The sequence below is a fragment of the Dyella sp. C9 genome (genome assembly GCF_003332825.1).
Taxonomy (GTDB): Bacteria; Pseudomonadota; Gammaproteobacteria; order Xanthomonadales; family Rhodanobacteraceae; genus Dyella.
In genome coordinates this window covers 298,206-320,593 of the sequence record NZ_QIRF01000002.1, presented here as the reverse complement: position 1 = coordinate 320,593, position 22,388 = coordinate 298,206, and the positions used below count along the sequence as shown (strand labels likewise).

At 67.9% G+C, this 22,388-nt stretch carries 14 protein-coding genes; 9 read left to right on the top strand and 5 right to left on the bottom strand.

From position 1 onward, the window contains the following. The first annotated feature begins 169 nt into the window (after positions 1-169). The 7 genes from ppc to DVU99_RS03725 all read left to right on the top strand — a co-directional run bounded on the left by ppc (position 170) and on the right by DVU99_RS03725 (position 12,743). Positions 170-2,875, top strand: coding sequence for a phosphoenolpyruvate carboxylase (gene ppc / locus DVU99_RS03755; protein ID WP_114238855.1), 2,706 nt, complete (start codon positions 170-172; stop codon positions 2,873-2,875). A gap of 211 nt (positions 2,876-3,086) precedes the next feature. Beyond that, a complete protein-coding gene (locus tag DVU99_RS03750) occupies positions 3,087-4,340 on the top strand; it encodes an efflux RND transporter periplasmic adaptor subunit (protein WP_114238854.1) in 1,254 nt (417 codons plus the stop codon). Between the two features lie 20 nt (positions 4,341-4,360). Further along, positions 4,361-5,125, top strand: coding sequence for an ABC transporter ATP-binding protein (locus DVU99_RS03745; RefSeq protein WP_114238853.1), 765 nt, complete (start codon positions 4,361-4,363; stop codon positions 5,123-5,125). Continuing rightward, entirely contained in the window at positions 5,122-7,557 is a 2,436-nt protein-coding gene (locus DVU99_RS03740; protein ID WP_114238852.1) for an ADOP family duplicated permease, read from the top strand. The genes DVU99_RS03745 and DVU99_RS03740 overlap by 4 nt, the downstream gene beginning before the upstream one ends. 3 nt (positions 7,558-7,560) lie before the next feature. Further along, positions 7,561-9,969: an ABC transporter permease gene (locus DVU99_RS03735; RefSeq protein WP_114238851.1), complete on the top strand. Its 2,409-nt coding sequence runs from the start codon at positions 7,561-7,563 to the stop codon at positions 9,967-9,969. Positions 9,970-9,997: 28 nt separating this feature from the next. Beyond that, positions 9,998-11,392: a sigma-54 dependent transcriptional regulator gene (locus DVU99_RS03730; RefSeq protein ID WP_232823432.1), complete on the top strand. Its 1,395-nt coding sequence runs from the start codon at positions 9,998-10,000 to the stop codon at positions 11,390-11,392. After that, complete coding sequence (locus DVU99_RS03725) at positions 11,373-12,743, top strand: PAS domain-containing sensor histidine kinase (protein WP_114238849.1); 1,371 nt, start codon at positions 11,373-11,375, stop codon at positions 12,741-12,743. Before DVU99_RS03730 ends, DVU99_RS03725 begins: the two co-directional genes overlap by 20 nt. On the opposite strand, the gene DVU99_RS03720 is transcribed toward DVU99_RS03725, so the two are convergent. Next, complete coding sequence (locus DVU99_RS03720; protein ID WP_114238848.1) at positions 12,713-14,581, bottom strand: ATP-binding cassette domain-containing protein; 1,869 nt, start codon at positions 14,579-14,581, stop codon at positions 12,713-12,715. The genes DVU99_RS03725 and DVU99_RS03720 overlap by 31 nt on opposite strands. A gap of 327 nt (positions 14,582-14,908) precedes the next feature. On the opposite strand from DVU99_RS03720, the gene DVU99_RS03715 reads away from it, so the two are divergent. Further along, positions 14,909-16,030: a D-alanyl-D-alanine carboxypeptidase family protein gene (locus DVU99_RS03715; RefSeq protein WP_114238847.1), complete on the top strand. Its 1,122-nt coding sequence runs from the start codon at positions 14,909-14,911 to the stop codon at positions 16,028-16,030. Between the two features lie 251 nt (positions 16,031-16,281). Here DVU99_RS03715 and metK read toward each other — a convergent pair whose 3' ends face one another. Both metK and DVU99_RS03705 read right to left on the bottom strand, forming a co-directional pair. Beyond that, positions 16,282-17,481: a methionine adenosyltransferase gene (gene metK, locus DVU99_RS03710; protein WP_114238846.1), complete on the bottom strand. Its 1,200-nt coding sequence runs from the start codon at positions 17,479-17,481 to the stop codon at positions 16,282-16,284. A 244-nt stretch (positions 17,482-17,725) separates the two neighbouring features. Next, positions 17,726-19,561 (bottom strand): FAD-binding oxidoreductase, encoded by a 1,836-nt coding sequence (locus tag DVU99_RS03705; RefSeq protein ID WP_114238845.1) that lies wholly within the window; start codon positions 19,559-19,561, stop codon positions 17,726-17,728. A gap of 207 nt (positions 19,562-19,768) precedes the next feature. On the opposite strand from DVU99_RS03705, the gene DVU99_RS03700 reads away from it, so the two are divergent. Further along, on the top strand, positions 19,769-20,470 hold the full coding sequence (locus DVU99_RS03700) for an SGNH/GDSL hydrolase family protein (protein ID WP_114238844.1): 702 nt from the start codon (positions 19,769-19,771) through the stop codon (positions 20,468-20,470). A gap of 12 nt (positions 20,471-20,482) precedes the next feature. On the opposite strand, the gene DVU99_RS03695 is transcribed toward DVU99_RS03700, so the two are convergent. Continuing rightward, the gene (locus DVU99_RS03695; RefSeq protein WP_114239054.1) at positions 20,483-21,304 is read right to left on the bottom strand and encodes a class I SAM-dependent methyltransferase; all 822 of its coding nucleotides are present in this window, start codon (positions 21,302-21,304) and stop codon (positions 20,483-20,485) included. A gap of 85 nt (positions 21,305-21,389) precedes the next feature. Continuing rightward, complete coding sequence (locus DVU99_RS03690) at positions 21,390-22,334, bottom strand: alpha/beta hydrolase (protein ID WP_232823431.1); 945 nt, start codon at positions 22,332-22,334, stop codon at positions 21,390-21,392. Between the last annotated feature and the right edge of the window lie 54 nt (positions 22,335-22,388).

Sequence of the window (22,388 nt, the reverse complement as noted above, 5' to 3'; positions counted from 1 at the left end):
TCGGTATCTTCGCTGTAGGAGCGCACCCTGTGCGCGATCGATCGGGGCGAGCGTCGGTCGCGCACAGGGTGCGCTCCTGCAAGAAGAGCCGCGGGCCACATGTGGCAGTGCACAAATCCGCTCCGCTTCAGGTAGTCTTGGACGTCCAGACATCTGCAACGTGGCATCGATGAACCAGCACCGCAGTCCTGAGTTCGCCCCGCACGACGCCCCCCTGCGCGAAGACGTCCGCCGCCTCGGCACCCTGGTCGGCAACATGCTGGCCGAGCAGATTTCCCCCGCATTCCTTGACGAAGTCGAGCGCATCCGCATGGCGGCGATCGCCCGGCGACAGGAGAACGCGCCGCTGGAGGAGCTTTCCGGGCTGCTGACCCACGTGGCTACCGACCACGCCGAGGCGCTGGCCCGTGCGTTTGCCACCTACTTCCAGGCGGTGAACATCGCCGAGCGCATCCACCGTATCCGCCGTCGTCGCGACTACCAGCGCGAGGGCGGGGCGCCGCAGCCCGAGTCGCTGCTCGACGTGTTGATGCGCCTGAAGGCGCAGGGCGTGGATGCCGGCGAGCTGATCGAGTGGCTGGAACGGTTGCAGGTGGAACCAGTTTTCACCGCGCATCCCACCGAAGCCGTGCGCCGTTCCTTGCTGGAGAAGGAGCAATCCATCGTGCGCGCACTGGTCGACAACTTCGATCCCACCCGCACGCCGCAGGAGCGCAAGGAAGACGACGACCGCATCTACATGGCCCTGAGCGCGGGCTGGCAGACGGCGGAGGCTTCGCCGGTCAGTCCCACCGTGCAGGACGAGCACCATCACGTGGGCTTCTACCTGGCCAACCCGATCTACCGCATCGTGCCGGCCCTGTACGAGTCGCTGGCCGATGCGCTGCAGGCGGTGTATGGCGTGGCCGTGCCGATTCCGCGCCTGCTCAGCTTCGCCACCTGGGTGGGTGGTGACATGGACGGCAACCCCAATGTGGGCGCGGCCACCATCGCCAACAGCCTGTCGACCCAGCGCGCGCACGTGCTGGAGCACTACATCGAGGATCTCTCCGGTCTCGCGCGCCTGCTCAGCCAGACCGAGGATCGCGTGGACGTGGACAGCGCGCTGGCCCGTCGCCTGTTCGACTATCGCGTGCGTTACCCGCAGGCCGCGGCGAAGATCCGGCCGCGTCATGCGGACATGCCGTACCGCAGCCTGCTTACCATCGTCGGCGCGCGCCTCGAGGCTACCCACGACGATGGGCACGAAGAGGCCTATGGCTCGGTGCAGGAACTGCTGGACGACCTGCATCTCATCGCTGCAAGCCTGATCGATCATCGCGGGCTGCATGCGGGCGCCTATGCGGTGCGCCGCCTGATCTGGCGCGTGCGTACCTTCGGCTTCCACCTCGCGCGGCTGGACGTGCGGCAGGATTCGCGGGTCCATGACGACGCGCTGGCGATTTTGCTGGAAGACGCGGACTGGGCCGGCCGCGAGGCGGCGGACAAGGCGGCGCGCCTGCGCCCGTACGCGGGCGGCGAACAGCCGTTGCATGCCAGCGAGGAAACCTCGGTGGTGGCGTTGCAGGACGTTTTTTCCACCTTGCACGAGTCGCGGGGCCGTTACGGCACCGAGGCGATCGGCCTGTACATCATCAGCATGGCGCGCTCGGCCGCCGACGTGCTGGCGGTACTCGCGCTGGCGCGTCATGGCGGGTTGGTGGAGGCGGGGCGTGTGCCCCTGGACATCGCGCCGCTGTTCGAAACGGTGGACGACCTCACCAACGCGCCTGCCACCTTGCGGGCGCTGCTGGACGACCCGGTCTACCGCGATCACCTGGCCTCCCGTGGTGGCCGGCAGTGGGTGATGCTGGGCTATTCCGACAGTGGCAAGGACGGCGGCACGCTGGCCTCGCGCTGGGGGCTGCAGCGGGCGCAGGTGGAGCTGCTTGAGGTAGCCGCGGAGTTCGACGTGCGACTGTCGTTCTTCCACGGCCGTGGCGGCTCGGCCAGCCGCGGTGGTTCGCGCATCGCGCCGGCCTTGATGTCGTCGCCGCGCGGCTCGGTGGCCGGCGTGCTGCGCGTCACCGAACAGGGCGAGGTGATCCATCGCAAGTACGGCATCCGCGCGCTGGCGCTACGCAACCTGGAGCAGACTGTCGGTGCCGTGCTGCGCGCCTCGCTGCGCCCGCGCACACAGGAGGCGCGCGAGGACGCATGGCGCGACCGCATGGGCCAGCTGGCCGCACGCAGCCGCCAGCACTACCGCGCCTTCGTCGATCGCGAGGGCTTCGTGGACTACTTCCGCGCCGCCACGCCGATCGACGTGATCGAACGCATGACACTGGGCTCGCGTCCGTCGCGTCGCCGCAGCATGCGGGGCGTGCAGGATCTGCGCGCGATTCCCTGGGTGTTTGCGTGGACGCAGTGCAGGTCCATCCTGCCTGGCTGGTACGGCCTGGGCAGCGCGCTGGAATTCGGCGCCAACGAGTACGGCGAGGCGGCGATGGCCGAGATGGCCAGCGACTGGCCGTTCTTCGCCAACCTGCTCAACGACGTGTCGATGGTGCTGGCCAAGTGCGACCTGGGCATCGCCGAGGCGTTCTCGCGACTCGCCGGTCCGCTGCACGAGCCGTTCTTCGGGCTGATCCGCGAGGAATTCGAGCGCACGCGCAGGTGGTTGCTGCGGCTGCGGCGCAGCGACAGCCTGCTGGAGAACGAACCACGCCTGGCGGTATCGATCGACCTGCGCAATCCGTACATCGATCCCATGAGCCTGCTGCAGGTGGATCTGCTGCAACGCTGGCGTGCCGGTGGCGAGAGTGACGATGCGTTGCTCACCGCGCTGGTGGCCTGCGTCAACGGCGTGTCGCAGGGGTTGCAGAACACCGGTTGAATGGGTGGCGGGGTGGGTCGCGCACAGGGATCGCTCCTACATGGGTCGTTCCTCGGGCATAGATCCCCGGGGCCTGCTGCCGGCTGTACGGGAGCGGACAGCGGCGTCCGCTTTCGGATGGGGCGCGGGCCCATCCGAAAGCCATCGCGGGCCTAAGTGATTGATGCCACTTGGATGGCGCGGTTGGCATGGGGATTGCGATAACCCGTGCATGGATATCGCCAACCCTCAACTCAAACTGCGTCGTCGACGCCGCCTCTGGTGGCTGGCCGGCGGTGCGCTCGCGACCACGCTGTTGGCGGCGCTGGCACTGGCGCGGCTGGGGCCCGCGCTTCCCGAGGCGGAGCGCGGCAGCCTGTGGATCGATACGGTGCAGCGCGGCCCCATGCTGCGCGAAGTGCGCGCGACCGGCGTGCTGGTGCCTCGCCAATTCCGTTGGCTGGCGGCGAGCACCGCGGCCCAGGTCGAGCACATCCTGGTCTGGCCGGGTGCGCAGGTGCAGCCGGACACCGTGCTGATGGAACTGTCCAACCCCAGCGTCGAAGACGCGCTGCGCAATGCGCAGGCACAGGTGACGGCGGCCGAGGCCGACGTGCAGGCCAAGCGCGCGGAACTGCAGTCGCAGTGGCTGGACCAGAAGGCCCAGCTGGCGCAGGCGCAGTCCGAGTATGCGGCGGCCGAGGTCAAGGCGGTGGCCGACGGCAAGGCGGATGCCCAGCACCTGATTCCCCACGTGCTGTACGAGCAAGGCCAGATCGCGCTGGTGCAACTCAAATACCGGGTGGAGATCAACCAGCAGCGCGTGGCCGCCTTCGAAGCGAGCATGCACGCGCAGCAATCCGCGGTGGACGCACGCCTGCAGCAGCAGCGCAGCAACCTGGAACTACGCCAGCGCCAGGCCGACAACCTCAAGGTGTGTGCGGGAGTGGCCGGCGTGCTGCAGGAAGTGGCGGTGCAGGAAGGCGCGCAGGTGGCTGAAGGCGCGAGCCTGGCCCGTGTGGCCAAGCCCGAGCTGTTGCTGGCCCGCCTGCGCGTGCCCGAAGTTCAGGCCAAGGACGTCGCTATCGGCATGCCGGTAAACGTGGACACGCACAACGGCGTGGTGAACGGACGGGTCGAGCGCATCGATCCGTCCGTGCGCGACGGCAGCGTGCAGGTGGATGTGGGCCTGCAGGGCGCGTTGCCTTCCGGTGCGCGGCCTGATCTTTCGGTCGATGGACGCATCCTGCTGGCGCGCCTCAACGATGCCTTGTCGGTGGGCCGGCCGGCGCAGGCGCAGGGCGACAGCGCGGTGTCGCTGTTCCGTCTCGATCCGGCCAGTGGCGTGGCCGTACGCGTGCCGGTACAGGTGGGCGTGGCCTCCGTCGACCGCATCCAGGTGTTGCGCGGACTCGCGGCCGGCGACCAGGTGATCCTGTCGGACACCTCGGCATGGGATAAATACGACCGCATCCGGGTGCGGTGACCCTTACAAGGAGCTTCAACGTGGCAGCAGCAGACAACGTGATCACCCTCACCGGCATCCGCAAGGTATTCCAGACCGACGAAGTGGAGACGCATGCGCTCAGCGAGGTGCACCTGGCCGTCGCGCGTGGCGAGTACGTGTCGATCTCCGGGCCCTCGGGTTGTGGCAAGACCACCCTGCTGTCGATCCTCGGCCTGCTCGATACTGCCAGCGCGGGCAGTTATGTGCTCAACGGCCATGACGTCGCCGGGCTGGGCGCGGCGCACCGCGCGCGCATCCGCAATGCGGAGATCGGCTTCATCTTCCAGGCCTTCAACCTGATCGGTGACCTCAGCGTGCAGGAGAACGTGGAATTGCCGCTGACCTATCGCGGTGGGCTAGGCAAGGCGGAGCGCCAGCAGCGGGTGCAGGAGTCGCTGGAGCGCGTGGGCATGGCCCATCGCATGCGCCACTACCCGGCCCAGCTGTCAGGTGGCCAGCAGCAGCGCGTGGCGGTGGCCCGAGCACTGGTCGGGCGGCCGGCGATCCTGCTGGCCGACGAACCCACCGGCAACCTCGATTCCCGCAACGGCGAGGCCGTGATGGCCTTGCTGGACGAACTGCATCGCGGCGGCGCCACCATCTGCATGGTCACCCATGATGCGCGCTACGCCGAGCTGGCCCAGCGCAAGGTGCGGCTGTTCGATGGCCGCGTGGTCGACGAGGAGACCTTCGACCGGTTGCGGCGCGAGGATGAGCAGCGGCTGGATGCGTTGATCGGCAGGTCCGTCGAGGTTGGCGCATGAACGTGTGGCTGGCCGAGATCTGGCGTGCCTGGCGCGCCAGTCTGCGTCGCCCGGGTTTTCTGTTGCTGGCCACGGGCGTGCTGGCGCTGGGCATCGGTGCCAGCGTGGCAGTGTTCGCGTTGATCGACAACACCTTGTTGAAGCCGTTGCCCGCACCCAAGCCGCAGCAACTGGTGGTGCTGGGCCGGATCTGGAACGGCGAGGTCGGCGGGATCTCGCCACACGAATTCCAATACCTGCGTGGGCTCGATGGCGTGAGCTCGCAGGGACTGGAGCGCGCGGGTTCGGTGGTGAACATCGCCGGGGGCGGCACGCCGGAACAGCTGCCGGCGATCTACATCGATCGGCAGCTGTTGCCCACCCTGGGCCTGCAGCCGGTGCTGGGCCGCAACTTCAACGAGCAGGAGGATCATCCCGGGGGCCCGAAGGCCGTCCTGCTGGGACACGATCTGTGGCAGCGCCGTTACGGTGGCGATGCCGGCGTGATCGGCCGCTCCATGCAGGTCGAAGGCAGCACGTATGCCATCGTCGGCGTATTGCCGGCGAGCTTCAACGGCGTGGTCGGCGCGGGTGACGTCGTGCTTCCACTGGCCTTGCCGGAGGTCAGTCGCGACTACAGCCACAACGGCCACATGGCGATTGCGCGTCTTGCCGATGGCGCCAGCCTTGGCGCGGTGGCGGCCCAGGTCGATGGGCGCGAGCGTGCGATGTACCGGGAGATGGCCATGGGCGGCGACTGGACGCGTCCCTGGTTCGGCGCCGTGGAGCTGGCCTCGGTACAGCATCGCGGGTCGCGTCCCATGATGCTGTTGTTCCTCGCCAGCGCGCTGCTGGTGCTGCTGATCGCGCTGGTCAACCTCACCAACCTGATGCTGCTGCGCGCCCTGTCGCGCAACCATGATGTCGCCGTGCGCAGTGCACTGGGTGCGCCACTGTTGCGGCTGATGTTGCCCGCCTTGGGCGAAGGCCTGTTGGTGGGAGGCGGCGGTGCCTTGCTGGGCAAGGCGCTCGCCGTGACGGGGCTGGCCGCGCTACAGACATTCATTCCCGTGGAGTGGCTGCGGGGCGAGCCCTTGCGTATGGGAGCGGCGGCCTGGGTGCTGGCCTTTGCCATCGGCTTGGCGGGCGCCGTGCTGGCGGCGTTGCTCAGCCTGTGGCGCAGTCGCAGCGGGACGACGGTCGATGAGCTGCGCGAAGGCGGGCGCAGCAGCATGGGCGTGCTCACCGGCCGATTCGGCCGCGTGCTGGTGGTAGCGCAGGTGGCGCTGGCAACGATCCTGCTGTGCGCCGCCGGCGTGTTCATGCACGCCTTGTATGACGCCTCGGAGCTCCGGCTTGGTTTCGCGGTCGACAACATCCTTACCTTCGAATTGGCGCCGGTGAAGGCGACCTATCCCGATGCCGCCTCGGTGCAAAACCTGGCGCTGCGGCTGGTGGAGCGCATGCGCGAGATACCTGGCGTCACCGATGTGGCGGTGACCACCAATCTCCCGGTCAGCGCCGACACATTCGAGCAGTTCAACACCACGGATCGCACGCCGGAAGGCAAGGAATTCCAGGCGCAGTACCACGGCGTGGGTGCCGACTTCTTCCAGCTGTTCGCCATCGCCCTGAAGGAAGGGCGGGTCATCACGCGCGAGGACGTGCGCGGCGGCGAGCCGGTGGCCGTGGTCAGCCAGGATCTGGCCGACACCTACTATGGCGGCCATGCGCTCGGCAGGACGATCGCGCTGGCAGGCGATGACGATGTGGCGTGGCAGGCGCGCATCGTGGGCGTGGTCGGCCAGACCTATCAGAAGGGCCCGTTGCAGCCGCGCGAAATGATGGTTTACGCGCCGCTGGCCCAGGTACCCGAAGCGGTCTTGGCGATCTTCCGCGAACTGGAGCCCTTGCGTTTCGCCTTGCGTGGCCACGGCCTTCCGGCCGACTGGCGCGGAGAGCTGCGCAAGGCCGTGGCCGATATTGCGCCCGAGCAGCCGGTGGCACATGTGCGCAGCATGCGCAGTATCGTCGAGCAGACGACGGCCAGTGCGCGGCTCGGCATGCTGCTGACCGGCATCTTCGCCACGCTTGCACTGCTGCTCGCGGTGGCGGGCCTCTATGCGGTGATGGCAGTGGCGGTGGCGGCGCGCGAGCGCGAGTTTGGCGTACGGGCCGCGCTGGGGGCGCATCCTTCGCGATTGGTGCGGTTGGTGTTGCGCACGGGCCTGATCCAGGTGGGCGTGGGCCTGGTGCTAGGCGTGGGCGTCATGTTGGCCGCGTCACGCTCGCTGTCGATGCTGCTGGTCCTGCTGGGACGAAGCAGCAGCTTCGATCCACTGGTGGTAGCGGGCGTGTGCGCGGTGCTGTCTGCCACCGGCTTGCTGGCCTGTTTTCTACCGGCGATGCGTGCTGGCCGCGTGCAGCCGATGCGCGCACTGCGGGGGGAGTGAGCGATGATCCTGCATGAATGTCTTGGTGCATGGCGCCGGCTGGTGCGGCGCCCCGGTTATGCCGCGCTGTCGGTGTCGGTTCTGGGCGTGGGCCTGGGCGTGGTGGTATTCCTGTTCAGCCTGGTGCACACGCTGGTGCTGGAGCCGCTGCCGTTTCCCCAGGGAGACCGGCTGGTGGCGATCGGACAGGTGGCGGACAACGGCATCGGCAGCATCGACAGCGACCAGTACCTGCGCCTGCAGGATGGGCTGGGTCAGCTCGATGGCCTGGGCGCGTACGCGTCCTCCGGCGTCAGTGTGCTGGGTGATGGCGGGGCCATCTATGTGAATGCGGCCGAGCTCAGCGCATCCCTGCTGGACCTGCTCGCGGTGAAGCCGCTGCTGGGTCGTCCGTTGGTCGCGGCCGACCAGGACGCCAGTACCGGACGGGTGGCTTTGCTCGGCGAGAGCCTGTGGCGCCGCGCGTTCCAGGCCGATCCGCATGTGGTCGGGCGTGCCGTGCGCATCGATGGCGCGTGGGTCACGGTGGTGGGCGTGATGCCGACATCGTTCGGCTTTCCCAGCGAGGTCGAGCTGTGGATGCCGTTGCGCCTGTTGCCTGGCGAGCACCGCGAGCTGTCGGGGGTGGGCAGGCTGCGTGCGCCGGAAGGTTTGGCGGCGGCGCGCGCCGAGCTCGCGGCGCGCAACGACGAACTGCGGCAGCTGTTGCCATCGGCGTGGCATGTGCAGGCATTGACGGTGAAGCCGCTGGCGTTGAGTTTCGTGCCCGAGGACATGCGCCGCTGGGTGTGGCTCATGTTCGGCGCAGGCAGCCTGGTGCTGTTGCTGGCCTGCCTCAACGTGGCCAACCTGCAACTGGTGCAGAGCCTGCAACGCAGCCGGGAACTGGCCTTGCGCAGCGCGCTGGGCAGCACGCGCGCACGCCTCGTGCTGCGTGCTCTGATGGAGGCGGCGTTGCTCAGCCTGGCCGCGCTGGCCGTGGCGCTGCCCATCGTGCTCGCCGGTCAGCGCTGGATCGTGTCGATGTATTTCGAGAACGCGCCGGGTTCCGCGCACCTGCATCAGTTCGGCATCGATGGCGGCGTGCTCGCGTTTGCGCTGGCCATGGCCTTGGCCTGCACGGCGCTGGCCGGCGGCATTCCCGCCTGGCGCGCCACCGGCGACGACCTGCAGGCCAATCTGCGCGAGGGCACGCGTGGCAGCGGCGGCGGCTTCGCCCGCTTCGCCCGCGTGATGGTGGTGGCCGAGGTGGCGCTGACCGTGGTGCTGCTGGTCGGTGCAGGCACCTTCGTGCGAGCGCTCGATGCCCTGCTGGTGCAGCCGCCGGTGGGTGCAAGCCATGCCAGCCAGGTGTTGACCGCGCAGGTGGCGCTACCGCCGGGCCTGTACACGAGCGACGAACAGCGCATCCAGTTCTTCGAAACCCTGGTCGAACGGCTGCGCGTGGAGGCAGGCGTGACCGAGGCGACGGCATCCAATACCGTGCCCAGCGCGGTGCTCGGCAGCCACGAGTACGTGGCCTTGCCGGGCCAGCCGCACCCGAACACGGGCTGGCCAAGGGCGCAGATGGGTATCGTGGACGGGCATTTCCTCTCCACCTATGGCGTGCGCCTGCTGGCCGGGCGCTTCATCGATGCGCGCGATCGCGCCGATACCGCGGCGGTAGTGGTGATCGACCGCAAGATGGCGCAGGCCTTCTGGCCCGGGGCCGAGGCGGTGGGGCAGTCGCTGGTGCTGTATCCGGGTAACGCGTGGGCACGCACGGTCACCGTGGTCGGCGTGATCGAACCCCTGCAACTGGATGGCATGCTGGAGCGTCCCTTGCCGGGCCTGCTGATGCCGCTGGCGCAATCGGCAAAGCAGTCGCCGCTGGCCAGCGTAGGCGTGGCGATACGCACGCCCATCGATGCGCAGGTATTCGCACGACGCCTGATCGGGGTGGTGCGCAGTATCGATCCGCAGGCAGCGGTGCACGGCACGCTGAGCCAGGCACGCAGCATGGCGAAGAGCCGCGTGGGGCTGGCCGTGCTGACCCAGGTATTCGCCACGCTGGGCCTGGTGGCGCTGCTGCTGGCGGCGGCAGGGTTGTACGGCGTGCTCGCGTTCTCCGTGGCGCAGCGCACGCGCGAGATCGGTATCCGTCGCGCCATTGGTGCCGGTCACGCGGCGATCCTGCGCGATGCGGGACGCCAGCTGGCCTGGCAGCTCGGCATCGGCCTGTCGCTGGGCGTGCTGCTGGCCTTGCCGTGGTCGGGCGTGCTCGCCGATCCGGTCCTGCGCACGCGGGCGCATGACCCGGCCGTATTCGTCCCGGTGGCCGTGCTGGTGATCCTGGTGTCGGCGCTGGCGGCGTTGCAGCCACTGCGCCGGGCGCTGCGGGTTGATCCGGCCATCGCGTTGCGTGATGAGTGACCGCTACACTCGCCGGATGGAACCGCCGATGGCACGCGAAACCGCTCCGATCATCCTGCTGGCCGACGACCAGGCCGATGTGCGCGAGGCGCTGCGCCTGTTGCTCAAGTCCGAAGGCCTGGCCAGCGTGGGCGTCGCCGATCCCGATGCGGCGGTGGACGCCGTACGGCGCCAGGATTTTGCCTGTGCGCTGATCGACTGCAATTACCAGCGCGACACCACCTCCGGCGAAGAGGGGCTGCTGTTGCTCGAACGCCTGCGCCAGCAGGCACCGGAGCTGCCGGTGGTGGTGATGACGGCGTGGGGCAATGTGCCGTTGACGGTGGAAGCCATGCGTCGCGGCGCCGCCGATTTCGTGGAGAAGCCGTGGGACAACGCGCGCCTGCTGGCGGTGTTGCGCGCCCAGGTCGCGCTACGCGACGGCGCGCGTCGCCAACGCCGGCTGGAGGCGGAAAACGCCTTGCTTCGGGGCGAGCAGGGCGATGGTTTCATCGCCGAGTCGCCCGCGATGCGTCGCGTGGCATCGCTGGTGGATCGCGTGGCGCCGAGCGACGCCAACGTGCTGGTGCTCGGCGAGAACGGTACCGGCAAGGGCGTTGTCGCCCAGCGCATTCACCGGCTGTCCGCGCGTGCACAGCGTTCGCTGGTCAAGGTGAACATGGGCGGCATTGCCGAGAGCGTGTTCGAGTCGGAGATGTTCGGCCACGTGCGTGGCGCCTATACCGACGCCAAGGGCGAGCGCATCGGGCGCTTCGAGCTGGCCGATGGCGGTACGTTGTTCCTGGACGAGGTGGGCAACGTGCCTGCCTCGCAGCAGCCCAAATTGCTGCGTGTGCTGGAGGATGGCGAGTTCGAGCGGCTTGGTTCCTCGCGCACCCAGCGCGTGGATGTGCGGCTGGTCTCGGCCACCAACGCCGACCTGTCGGCCGAGGTCGCGGCCGGGCGCTTCCGCAAGGATCTGCTCTACCGCCTCAACACGCTGGAAATCCATTTGCCGCCGTTGCGCGAGCGTGGTGAGGACATCCTGCCGCTGGCTCGCCAGTTCCTCGCGCGCAGCGCCCAGCGCTATGGACGCGCGACGCTGCGGCTGGCGCCGTCGGCGGAGCGCTCCCTGCTGGCGTGGGCGTGGCCGGGCAACGTGCGCGAGTTGCAGCACTTGATGGAGCGCGCCGCGCTGCTGGCCGACAGCGACCAGGTGAGTGCCTCCGCGCTGGCCTTCGGCACGGCGCCGGAGTCCGCGCCGGATGTCGGCGGCATGACCCTGGAGCAGGCCGAAGGCTGGCTGGTCAGGCGCGCGCTGCAACGCCACCAGGGCAACCTGCAGCGCGCCGCCGATGCGTTGGGCATCACGCGCCAGTCGTTGTACCGGCGCCTGGAAAAACACGATCTTCGTGATGCGGTCGATGAGTCCGGGCTCGACTGATCCAGCGCGCAGCGCGCGCCTGCCGCGATTCGAGCGGCGCGTCGGCTGGGGCAGCCTGCTGGTGGCGTTGCCTGCGTGGTTGGCGCTGGGCCTGATGCTGGGCATCCCGCTTACCGGAATGCAGTCGCGGCTGGCCCTGTGGGGCGCAGCGCTGTTGCTCACCGTATTGCTGGCGCGATGGCAGGTGCGGCGCGTCAGCTATCCGCTGTACACGCTATCGGGTTTGCTGGAGGCCTTGCGCGAGGGCGACTACAGCCTGCGTGGGGTGCAGGGCGGCGTGCTGGGCGATGTGATCTACGACATCAACGCGCTGGCCGAACGACTGCAGCACGAGCGCCTCGCCTTCGAGGAATCCTCGCACCTGCTGGGCAAGACCTTGGCGGCGCTGGACAGCGCCGTGTTCGCGTTCGACGGGGCAGGCAGGTTGCGCCTGGTGAATCCGGCCGGCCAGCGACTGCTGGGGCGTGCACGCGATGACTTGTTCGGTCGCGGCGCAGAAGCACTCGGGTTGGGCGAATGGCTGGCACCGCCCACCCTGCGCGTCATCAACCACCGCTTTGCCGGAGGTGCAGGCCGCTACGAAGTGCGCCATGCGCCGCTGCGCAGCGGCGGTCGCGGCGGGCAGCTGCTGGTGATCAACGACCTGGGTCGCGTCCTGCGCGAGGAAGAACGCCAGGCCTGGCAGCGCCTGCTGCGCGTGCTCGGCCACGAATTGAACAACTCGCTGGCGCCGATCCGTTCGATGGCGGGCACGCTGGCCTCGCTCCTGGCGCGTGATCCCATGCCCGACGATTGGCGCGTGGATTTCCAGGGGGGTGTGGAGCTCATCGCACATCGCGCCGATTCGCTGGGTCGCTTCCTGGCCAGCTACAGCCGGCTGGCGCGACTGCCCGCGCCGCAGCTGCGGCCGGTCGAGCTGGGTGAACTCGTGCGCAAGGCCGCGCGGCTGGAACAACGGCTTGCGCTGCAGGTGGAGCAGGGCGAGGTGCTGTGGACGCAGGCCGACCCGGATCAGCTCGAACAGGCCTTGATCAACCTGATGCGCAACGCGGTGGAGGCCGCGCCAGCGGGCTCGGTGTACGTGCGCTGGCGACGCGAGGGCAGCCAGGCAGTGATCGAGGTGGAGGACGATGGCCCGGGGTTGCCGACCAGTGACAACCTGTTCGTGCCGTTCTTCACCACCAAGCCGGGCGGTTCCGGTATCGGGCTGGCGCTGACCCGGCAGATTGCCGAAGCCCACGAAGGTGGGGTGACACTGGGCTCGCGAGCACACGGCAGCGGCGCGCTGGCGCGCCTGTGGCTGCCGTGCACGGTCAACGATCAGCCGTCCAGTTCGGACCAGCGGGCGTAGGCCGAATCCAGTTCCGTCTGCAGCTTGGCCAGCGCCTCGTTCGCCTTCATCACGGCGGCGTTGTCCTGGCGGAAGAAGTCCGGATCGTTCATCGCCTCGGTGCGCGCGGCGATGTCCGCTTCCAGCGCTTCGATGCGCGCGGGCAGCTGTTCGAGTTCGCGTGCATCCTTGTAGCTCAGCTTCTTCTTTGCTTCGACCGGTGCGGCGACTGCCGGCGCCGCGGTGGGCTTCGCCTCCTGGGGCTTGGCGGCAGCCGCGTTGGGGGCAGGGCGCTGGCGCAGCCAGTCGCTGTAGCCGCCCACGTATTCACCGACCTTGCCGTCGCCTTCCAGCACCAGCGTGCTGGACACCACGTTGTCGAGGAAGGCGCGATCGTGCGAAACCAGCAGCAGGGTGCCCTGGTATTCGGTGAGCAGTTCTTCCAGCAGCTCCAGCGTCTCCACGTCCAGGTCGTTGGTGGGTTCGTCCATCACCAGCAGGTTGGACGGCTGCGCGAACAGCTTGGCCAGCAGCAGGCGGTTGCGTTCACCGCCGGACAGCCGCGTGATCGGTGCGCGGGCGCGCTCCGGCGAGAACAGGAAGTCCTGCAGGTAGCCGATGATGTGCTTGCGACTGCCGTTGAGCTCGATGTATTCGCGGCCTTCGGCCACGTTGTCCAACGCGTTGAGCTCGTCGTTGAGCTGCACGCGATGCTGGTCGAAGTAGGCGATCTGGATGCCGGTGCCCAGCGTGGCGTGGCCGCGCTCGGGCTTGAGTTCGCCCAGCATGATCTTCAGCAGGGTGCTCTTCCCGGCACCGTTGGGGCCGATGATGCCGACACGGTCGCCGCGCATGAGGGCGGTGCTGAGGTTGTCGATCAGCACGCGCCCGCCATAGCCCTGGTGCACGTGCTCGAGATCGATCACCTTCTTTCCCGACGCCTGCGCGTTGGCCAGCGTCATCTTCACGTTGCCCGAAAGTTCGCGGCGCTGCGCGCGCTCCACGCGCAAGGCTTTCAAGGCGCGCACGCGGCCTTCGTTGCGCGTGCGGCGGGCCTTGATGCCCTGGCGGATCCACACTTCTTCCTGTGCCAGCTTCTTGTCGAACAGCGCGTTGGCCTGTGCTTCGGCATGCAGGCGCTCTTCGCGGCGACGCAGGTAGTTGTCGTAGTCGCCCGGCCAGTCGGTGAGCTGGCCGCGGTCGATTTCCACGATGCGCGTGGCGAGTGCGCGCAGGAAGCTTCGATCGTGGGTGACGAACACGATGCTGCCTTCGAACTGGCGCAGGAAGGATTCGAGCCAGCCGATCGCCTCGATGTCCAGATGGTTGGTGGGCTCGTCCAGCAACAGCACGTCGGGCTTGCGCACCAGCGCCTGCGCCAGCAGCACGCGGCGCTTCATGCCGCCCGACAGCGCGGCGAAGTCGGTGTCGGCGGGCAATTCCAGTCGCTCGATCACGTCGCTTACGCGGCGGTCTAGATCCCAGCCGTGGCGTGCCTCGATCTGCGACTGCACCTCGCCCAGCGCGTCGAGATCGCCTTCGCCGAGCAGATGGTGATAGCGCGCAAGCAACTGGCCGAGGTCGCCGAGGCCTTCGGCGACCACGTCGAAGACGCTACCCGCGGTGCCCTGCGGCACTTCCTGCGCCATGCGCGCAACGACCACGCCGTTCTGCACGCGCACTTCGCCATCGTCGGGCTTCAACTCGCCGGCGATCAGCTTCATCAGGGTGGATTTGCCTTCGCCGTTGCGACCGACGATGCACACGCGCTCGTTCGCCTCGATGGAGAGGTCGACATGTTCGAGCAGGAGGGGGCCGCCGATGCTGAAGTCGACGCGCTGGAGTTGGATCAGGGACATCCAGCCATTGTAGGCGAAGGGCTGGTCAGGCCGCTGCGCCCCCGGCAGGCGCAGGCTTTTCTTGAGGGCAAAAAGTTGTTGTTCCGACTGGACAAAACTCTTCCACCTTCAGCAATTTGCGGGCACACTGCCTTGCATCGTAGACAAAACCTTCACGGTGAAATTTACGTAAAAACGGCGCCCTGGGCGCCGTTGGTATTTTATCGTCCATAAAAACATGGACTTATCTTGGCTAATTCAAGTATTGTCTATGCCCGCTACAGGTGGGTTGCACTAGAGGTTGGTGCAACGCGGTATTGAGCGGCGAGCCGGAAGCGAGGAAACGGGGTGGCCATCAAGTCCAAATCACCGGGCCGGGGTGCAATCTGGCGTCGAAGCCTGCTTGCAGTGCTGGCACTTTGCGGCCTGGGCAGCACCATCGACGTGGCCCACGCGGGCTACGCGGCCATCGTGATCAACGAGGCCGACGGCCAGGTGATCACCGCGGTCAATCCGGACGAGCAGAACCATCCGGCCTCGCTGGCCAAGATGATGACCCTGTACCTGGCCTTCCAGGCGCTGCAGGGCGGCAAGCTCAAGCTCGAGCAGGAGCTGCCGGTGTCGGCATGGGCCGCCGCCAAGGCGCCCACCAAGCTCGACCTGCGCAAGGGCCAGACCATCACCGTCGAGGACTGCATCCTCGGCATGATCACCAAGTCAGCCAACGACGCCGCCACCGTGATGGCCGAAGGCCTGGGTGGCAGCGAGGGCGAATTCGTCGAGGCGATGAATGCACAGGCGCTGCGCCTGGGCATGACCAACACGCACTTCGCCAACGCCTCTGGCCTGCCGGACCCCAACGACACCACCACCGCGCGCGACATGTCCAAGCTGGCCATGGCGCTGTATCACGACTACCCGCAGTACGCGCACTACTTCTCCACCAAGGAATTCATGTTCCGCGGTCGCCTGGTGCGCGGGCACAACAACCTGATGGACAAGTACCCGGGCATGGATGGCCTGAAGACCGGCTTCACCAACGCCTCGGGCTTCAACCTCGCGTCCACCGCCGTGCGTGATGGCCAGCGCCTCTTCAGCGTGGTGCTGGGCGGTCGCACCGCCGCCTCACGCGATCGCCTGATGGCGCGCCTGCTGGACGATGGTTTCGAGGACCAGGAGACCCCGGCGGCCCTGGTGGCCCAGGCGGCCGGCGTGCCGGCCGGCGGCGGCGCGACCCAGCGCGTGCTGTCGGCGCTGTCGCCGATCAGCACGGCCGAGGCGGAGACCGTTCCGGCCTCGCGTCGCCATCATCGTCGCGGCAAGGTAGGCACCGTCGCCACCAATGCCTCGTGCACACCGCGCAAGGGCACCAAGTGCCCGGCTGCGCCGGCCAAGCGTTCCAGCAACAGCAGCGCCGCCAAGAAGACCACCACGGCGCGCGCCAACACGGTGCCGCCGAAGCAGCCCTGAGCGCTTCGCGTCGCCTGCAGCGAAGCCTCGTCCTGTCATGGGACGGGGCTTTTTTCATGCCGGACGGTTGATCACTTTGCCCGGTGACGCGGAGCCAATGATGCGTTCGCGAGGCGGTGAGGCCGCCTTGTGCCCGGCGAGTGGGGCGTGGATGTCACCCGTGGATACCCATGCCGGTGTCAGGCCCGCATCCAGCCAAAAAAAACGGGCCGCGTGAGCGGCCCGTTCTTCGTGCTGGGCAAGCGGGTCGCTTACTTCAGCTTGGCATCGGCGCGCAGCGCCTCGGCCTTGTCGGTCTTTTCCCACGAGAACGTGGTGTAGGTCTTGCCGTCCGGACCCTTCACTTCCTGCGGGGTGCGGCCGAAGTGACCGTAGCTGGCGGTCTGCTGGTACATCGGGTGTACCAGGTCGAGCATCTTGATGATGCCGTACGGGCGCAGGTCGAAGTGCTTGCGGATCAGCTTCTCGATCTTCTCGTCGGCGATCTTGCCGGTGCCGAAGGTGGTGACCGAGATGGAGGTCGGCTCGGCCACGCCGATGGCGTAGCTCACCTGCACTTCGCAGCGGTCGGCGATGCCGGCGGCCACGATGTTCTTGGCCACGTAGCGGGCGGCGTAGGCGGCCGAACGGTCCACCTTGGACGGATCCTTGCCCGAGAACGCGCCACCACCGTGGCGGGCCCAGCCGCCGTAGGTGTCGACGATGATCTTGCGGCCGGTCAGGCCGCAGTCGCCCACCGGGCCGCCGATCACGAACTTGCCGGTCGGGTTGATGTGGAACTTGGTGCCCTTGTGCAGCAGCTTGGCCGGCAGCACCGGCTTGAGGATGTGCTCGCGCACGGCCTCGATGAGGTCCTTCTGCTTCACGCTCGGGTCGTGCTGGGTCGACAGCACCACGGCGTCGATGGCGGTGGCCACGCCGTCTTCATAGCGCAGGGTGACCTGGCTCTTGGCGTCCGGACGCAGCCACGGCAGCGGCGAGTTCTTCTTCTTGCGGACCTTGGCCTGCTGCTCCACCAGACGGTGCGAGTAGTAGATCGCCGCCGGCATGTAGTCCTTCGTCTCGTTGGTGGCGTAGCCGAACATCAGGCCCTGGTCGCCAGCGCCCTGTTCTTCCGGCTTCTTGCGGTCCACGCCCTGGTTGATGTCGGGCGACTGCTTACCGATCAGGTTCAGCACGCCGCAGGTCTCGCCGTCGAAGCCGACGTCCGAGGAGTCGTAGCCGATGTCGGTGATGACCTTGCGGGTCAGCGCTTCCAGATCGATCCAGGCGCTGGTGGTGATTTCACCGGCGACGATCGCCACGCCCGTCTTCACCATCGTTTCGCAGGCCACGCGCGCACGCGGATCCTGCGCGATGATCGCATCGAGGACGGCATCGGAGATCTGGTCGGCGACTTTGTCCGGATGGCCTTCGGAGACCGACTCGGAGGTGAAGAGGAAGTTGCTCATCGCGGGTTATATCCTTCCTTACGGATAGAAAGATGAAAGGGGGTGGCGCATGATACACGCCCCACCCCCGCTTTGCAGCCTCAGCATGGGGGCCGGACATGACGATTTCATCCCGATTCAGCCGTTTGGGTGGCTTTGCGGGCCCCTGAAAAGGGCGGCCACGGGCTGATTTCCGGCGACCTCGAGGTCGCCAGCGCGGGCGGAGCATAGCGCAGTCGGGTCGCAGTGGCCCGCGGCGGGCCGGTCAGCCGGCCCGGGTGATGCGGGTGAAACCATCCTCGCTCCAGTCCTCGCTGCCCACGCCGTGGCGCACGAAGAACAGGCCGTCCCGGTCGTAGCGGCGCTTGGCGGCGGCGAGGCGGGGGTAGTTCGTGCCCCAGAACGAGCGCTGCCAGTCCCGCTCGAAATAATTGCTCTCCGAGACGTAGGAGCCTGCGTCGGGAGCCACCTTCAGCAGTGCCTCCATCGATTGGTCGATGCGCGCGGCCTCGTCACGGGCCTGGGCCAGGTCGGGGCCGGGCCCGGGCATGCCGGGGAAGGCCGGATCGCCCTCGCCGCCGATGATCACCAGCGCGAACGCATCCAGCACACCCGGATGGGTGGCGGTATCGCGGGATCGGGCCAACGCTTCGGGTGGCGCTCCGGCCAATCCCTTGTTGAAGTGCAGCGACAGCCCCCAGTGGCGGGTGGCGGCGAACAGGGCGTCGGCCAGGTCGTTTAGGCGAGCCGGGTCCAACAGCGATTGCGGCAGCCAGCCCGAACGGTAGCCGTGGATGAACTGCCCGACCTGGCCCTGATCGCCAGCCCACAGCACGTGGTTGCGCGGAGCATGAGGACGGCCGTCGGCCACGATGAGCTGGGGGGCGTGCTGGCGGAAGAAATCCGCGTCCCAGAAATGGCGCGCAGGCAGGGCGATCACCCGGGGTTCTTCCTTGAAATGGCAGTCCTTGCGGGCGCGCACCCAGTCGAGGAAGGGCGCCCAGGTGTGCTCCGCGGTGGCCTGGTCCAGCCCCTGGAACACCATCGACAGGCGCAGCGTGTTGTCGCCGCGGAACACCAGTTGCTCGCCCCAGTGCGGGTTGAACAACGCCTCGCGATAGAAGCGCATGGCCTGGACGATCAGGGCGCGGTAGGCCTCGTCGGTATTGGCGTGGATGGCGCCGAACACCGCGCCAAAGGTGGCGGGCAGTTCATGGGTGCGCAGGGTCAGTCGCGTCACTACGCCCAGGCTGCCGCCTCCGCCGCCCTTGAGGGCCCAGAACAGCTCCGGCTCCTGCCGCGGATTGACCACGCGGACACGGCCGTCGGCGGTCACCACTTCCGCTTCCAGCAGGTTGCTGCTGACGCTGCCGAAATTCTTGGAAAAGCTGCCGAAGCCGCCGCTCTGCACCAGGCCAGCGACACCGACGGTGGTGCAGCCGCCGCCTTGCACATAACGCCCGGCGCGGGTGGTCACGGCATCATAGGCGTCGATCCACATCGCGCCGGCCTGCACGGAAACCGCCGGCAGTGGCGCCTGCACGCCCTCGCAACCCTGGGCCACAAAGGCGTCATGCAGGGTGATCGCATTCATGTGGCGGGTCCACACCAGCAGCGAATCGGGCGCGTCGGAGGTGCCCTGGTAGCTGTGTCCGCCGCCTTTCACCACCAGGCGCAGGTGATGCTGGCGGGCGAAGTTCACGGCGGCCACCACGTCACTGCTGTTCTCCGCGGCGACCGCGTAGACACTGGGCCGCGAGGTCCAGGCATCGACCCAGCCGCTGGTCTGGGTCAGGGCCGGCTGGTCGCCCAGGTAATAGGGATTCTTGATCTGCGCGAGGGCCTCCTCGCAGGCGGCATCGTGGCTGGCGCAGCCCTCGAAGGGGGAGCGCAGGCGCTGCAGCCGGCCGCCGACGGCCTGTGCCAGGCGCTGCCATTCGGCGTCGCTGGGCCAGCCTGGATCGCCCGGGCGCACCCGCGCATGGCCGAGGCGAATCGCGCTGCCGGGGGCGCGTGCGGCCAGCGCCTGCAGGGGAGCGCTGGCCAGCCAGGGCAGCAGGGGCATGGCCATGGCGGCCTTGAGCAATTGGCGACGACGCATGCGAGCTGTCCTCTGTCCTTGAATGAGAGGTGGCAGTCTGCGCCCATGCCCCGTCGAGGCAAGGCGATGGTGACGAACGGCGGGCCTGCCGGGATGAGTCGCCTGCAAGCAGTGACGGCCGCCATCCGGCTTCCCACCCTTTGGTCATGCCTGCCATGGCAGACATAATCCGGACTCCCCTCTGGCGGATGTCGAGGTATGACCGGGATGAAACACCTGAACTGGCGGGCCCTGGCCACCATGTTGTTGCTGGGCGCGTTGTCGTTCGGCGCCCGCGCGGACGGCGGCCCCGCCCACTGGCAACCGTCCATCGATGCCTTCGTCACCGCCGACCGGACGCACCCGCCCGCGCCGGGCGGCGTGCTGTTCATCGGCAGCTCGTCGATCAACTTCTGGAAGTCGCTGGCCCAGGATTTCCCGGGCATCCCGGTGATCAACCGCGGCTTTGGCGGTTCGGACCTCACCGACTCCACCTATTTCGCCGATCGCATCGTGTGGCCGTACAAGCCGCGGCTGATCGTGATGTACGCCGGTGAGAACGACATCAACGAAGGGGCCGGCGCGGACCAGGTACTGGCCGCGTTCCAGGCGTTCATCGCGCGCGCCCGCCAAGGCGTGCCCGGCGTGCCCATCGTCTACATCTCGATCAAGCCGAGCATCGCGCGCCTGTCCCTGTGGCCCACCATGCAGCAGGCCAACGAGAGGATCCGTGCCTGGGCCGCCACCCAGAAGAACGTGGGTTTCGTCGACGTCACGCCGCCGATGCTCGATGCGAACGGCAAGCCGCGCCCGGAACTGTTCCGGGCCGACGGACTGCACATGACGCCTGCCGGTTATGCGCTGTGGATCGCTGCGCTGACGCCGGTGCTGGCCGCGCATGGTTTCGTGGCGGATTCGCCGGCGCAGTAAACGGCCAGGCTTTCAGTAAACCGTGGCCCGCGCCTGCACGAAGGCGAAGAAGAACACCGCATTCGGATCGTTGCGCACGGCCTGCAGCTCATGGCGCATGCCTTCGACCGTGGCGGTGTCCACTGCGCCCGTGGCGACCAGCTGGTCGGCGGCCGAAAGCAGCAGTTCCTCCCAGAACTCGATCATCTGCTTGCGCTTGCCGGGCTGGCGGTTGTCGAGGTGGAAGCTCTTCACCTCGGTCTGCACGTCGCGGTAACCACCGGCCAGCAGCAGGTTGCCCAGCTTGGCACCAATGAAAGGGTCGCCGCCGCTGTCGTACTGGTGATCGTTGAAGGCCATCCAATAGCGCAGCAGGTGGGGCGAGTACGGGTCGAGGAAGAACGAGGCATTGAGCACCTCGGTCACGTAGACCACCGCGCCGGGACTCAGCACGCGACGCAGCTCGCTCAGCACCCGCGCCGGGCTGGGCATGTGCTCCAGCACCCAGCACAGGTAGGCTGCATCGAAGCTGCGATCGGCGAACGGCAGGTCGGTGGCGTCGGCCTGTTGCAAGGTGTAGCGCGCGCTGCACCAGGCCGTTTCGGCCAGATTCTGCTCGGCGGCTGAGAGCTGCGCGGTCGAGCGATCCACCCCGGTGACGTGCAGGTTGGGAAAGCGCCGCAGCAGGATCTCGGTCTGTGCGCCCACGCCACAGCCCACTTCGAGCAGGCGCGTCGCCTCGCTGTAGTCGATGCGGCTGAACAGCTTGGTTTCGAACATGCGCGCCTGGCGCATCAGCCGAGACTGCTCCTCGGAGGAGAAGCCGTGGATGTAAGGGAACTCGCCGGTGACGATGCTGTTCACATGCCGTGCGCTGCCTTTCGCTTGCGAAACCCAGCAGCTACACGATACGCCGGACTACGTCGATGGAAAGTCGCGATCAGGGTGCCGGTGCGTGCTGCTGCACGAGCGGCCGGGCGGCCGGATGGTCCTGGATGAAATCGAGCACGTCCAGCAGCGTGGGCGCATCGCCGCGCAGCGGGCGCGAGAAGCCGAACAGCAGCGATTCGTGCCCCAGGCCGGGATACAGCCGCAGCGTCACGTCCTCGCCGTGGGAGCGTAGCGCCTGGTCGAGAGCGATCGCGTTGGAAGGCGGCACCTCGTCGTCGTCGATACCGTGTAGCAACAGCATCGGCGGCTCGGCGCCGCGCACATGGGAGACCGGTTCCGCGCGACGCTGCTGGGCGACGCTGTTGCCGAAGGCGTCGCGCATGTCCTGGTCGCGGGCATCGGTGATGGGCACGAAGGCATAGCAGCCGGCCAGGCCGATGAAGCCGGCGAGTTCAGCCGGGCGCAGGCCGTGCAACCCCAGCCAGCTGGGGTCGGTGGCGAGCAGGGCGGCGATCTGGCCGCCAGCGGAGTGTCCCATCACGAACACGTCGTCAGGGGCGCCGCCGAGTTCGGCGGCGTGATCGTGCGCCCAGGCCACCGCACTGGCGGCGTCCTGCATGAAGCCGTCGAGGCGCACCCCGGGCACCTTGCGATAGTCGGGAATCACCACCACCACACCGCGCGCCGCCAGCGCGGTGCCGACGAAGCGGTACCAGGCGCGCTCGCCGTGCGTCCAGCTGCCGCCGTAGAAGAACACCACCACCGGGGCATGCTCGGCATGCGCGGGTGCGTAGGTGTCCAGCGCCAGATCGTGCTGCGGATCGAACACGATGCCGTGCTGCTGGGTAATGTTGTGGTGCTGGTCGGTGGCGTTGAGGCCGGCGAACAGCGTGGCCTGGCAACCGGCCAGCAGCAGTGTCGAAGCAAGCAACGCCATGCCGCCGAGGCGAACCAGCCAGCGATGCAGGTGATGCGTGGTGCGGCGACGGAGCATGACATCAGCGGCGGACAGCGGAGCCACGATGATGCCGCAGAGCGCCGCGCAAGG

Coding starts and splice junctions, on each gene's coding strand:
- ppc (WP_114238855.1), top strand. CDS start 170: ATGAACCAGCACCGCAGTCCTGAGTTCGCCCCGCACGACGCCCCCCTG.
- DVU99_RS03750 (WP_114238854.1), top strand. CDS start 3,087: ATGGATATCGCCAACCCTCAACTCAAACTGCGTCGTCGACGCCGCCTC.
- DVU99_RS03740 (WP_114238852.1), top strand. CDS start 5,122: ATGAACGTGTGGCTGGCCGAGATCTGGCGTGCCTGGCGCGCCAGTCTG.
- DVU99_RS03735 (WP_114238851.1), top strand. CDS start 7,561: ATGATCCTGCATGAATGTCTTGGTGCATGGCGCCGGCTGGTGCGGCGC.
- DVU99_RS03730 (WP_232823432.1), top strand. CDS start 9,998: ATGGCACGCGAAACCGCTCCGATCATCCTGCTGGCCGACGACCAGGCC.
- DVU99_RS03725 (WP_114238849.1), top strand. CDS start 11,373: ATGAGTCCGGGCTCGACTGATCCAGCGCGCAGCGCGCGCCTGCCGCGA.
- DVU99_RS03720 (WP_114238848.1), bottom strand. CDS start 14,581: ATGTCCCTGATCCAACTCCAGCGCGTCGACTTCAGCATCGGCGGCCCC.
- metK (WP_114238846.1), bottom strand. CDS start 17,481: ATGAGCAACTTCCTCTTCACCTCCGAGTCGGTCTCCGAAGGCCATCCG.
- DVU99_RS03705 (WP_114238845.1), bottom strand. CDS start 19,561: ATGCGTCGTCGCCAATTGCTCAAGGCCGCCATGGCCATGCCCCTGCTG.
- DVU99_RS03700 (WP_114238844.1), top strand. CDS start 19,769: ATGAAACACCTGAACTGGCGGGCCCTGGCCACCATGTTGTTGCTGGGC.
- DVU99_RS03690 (WP_232823431.1), bottom strand. CDS start 22,334: ATGCTCCGTCGCCGCACCACGCATCACCTGCATCGCTGGCTGGTTCGC.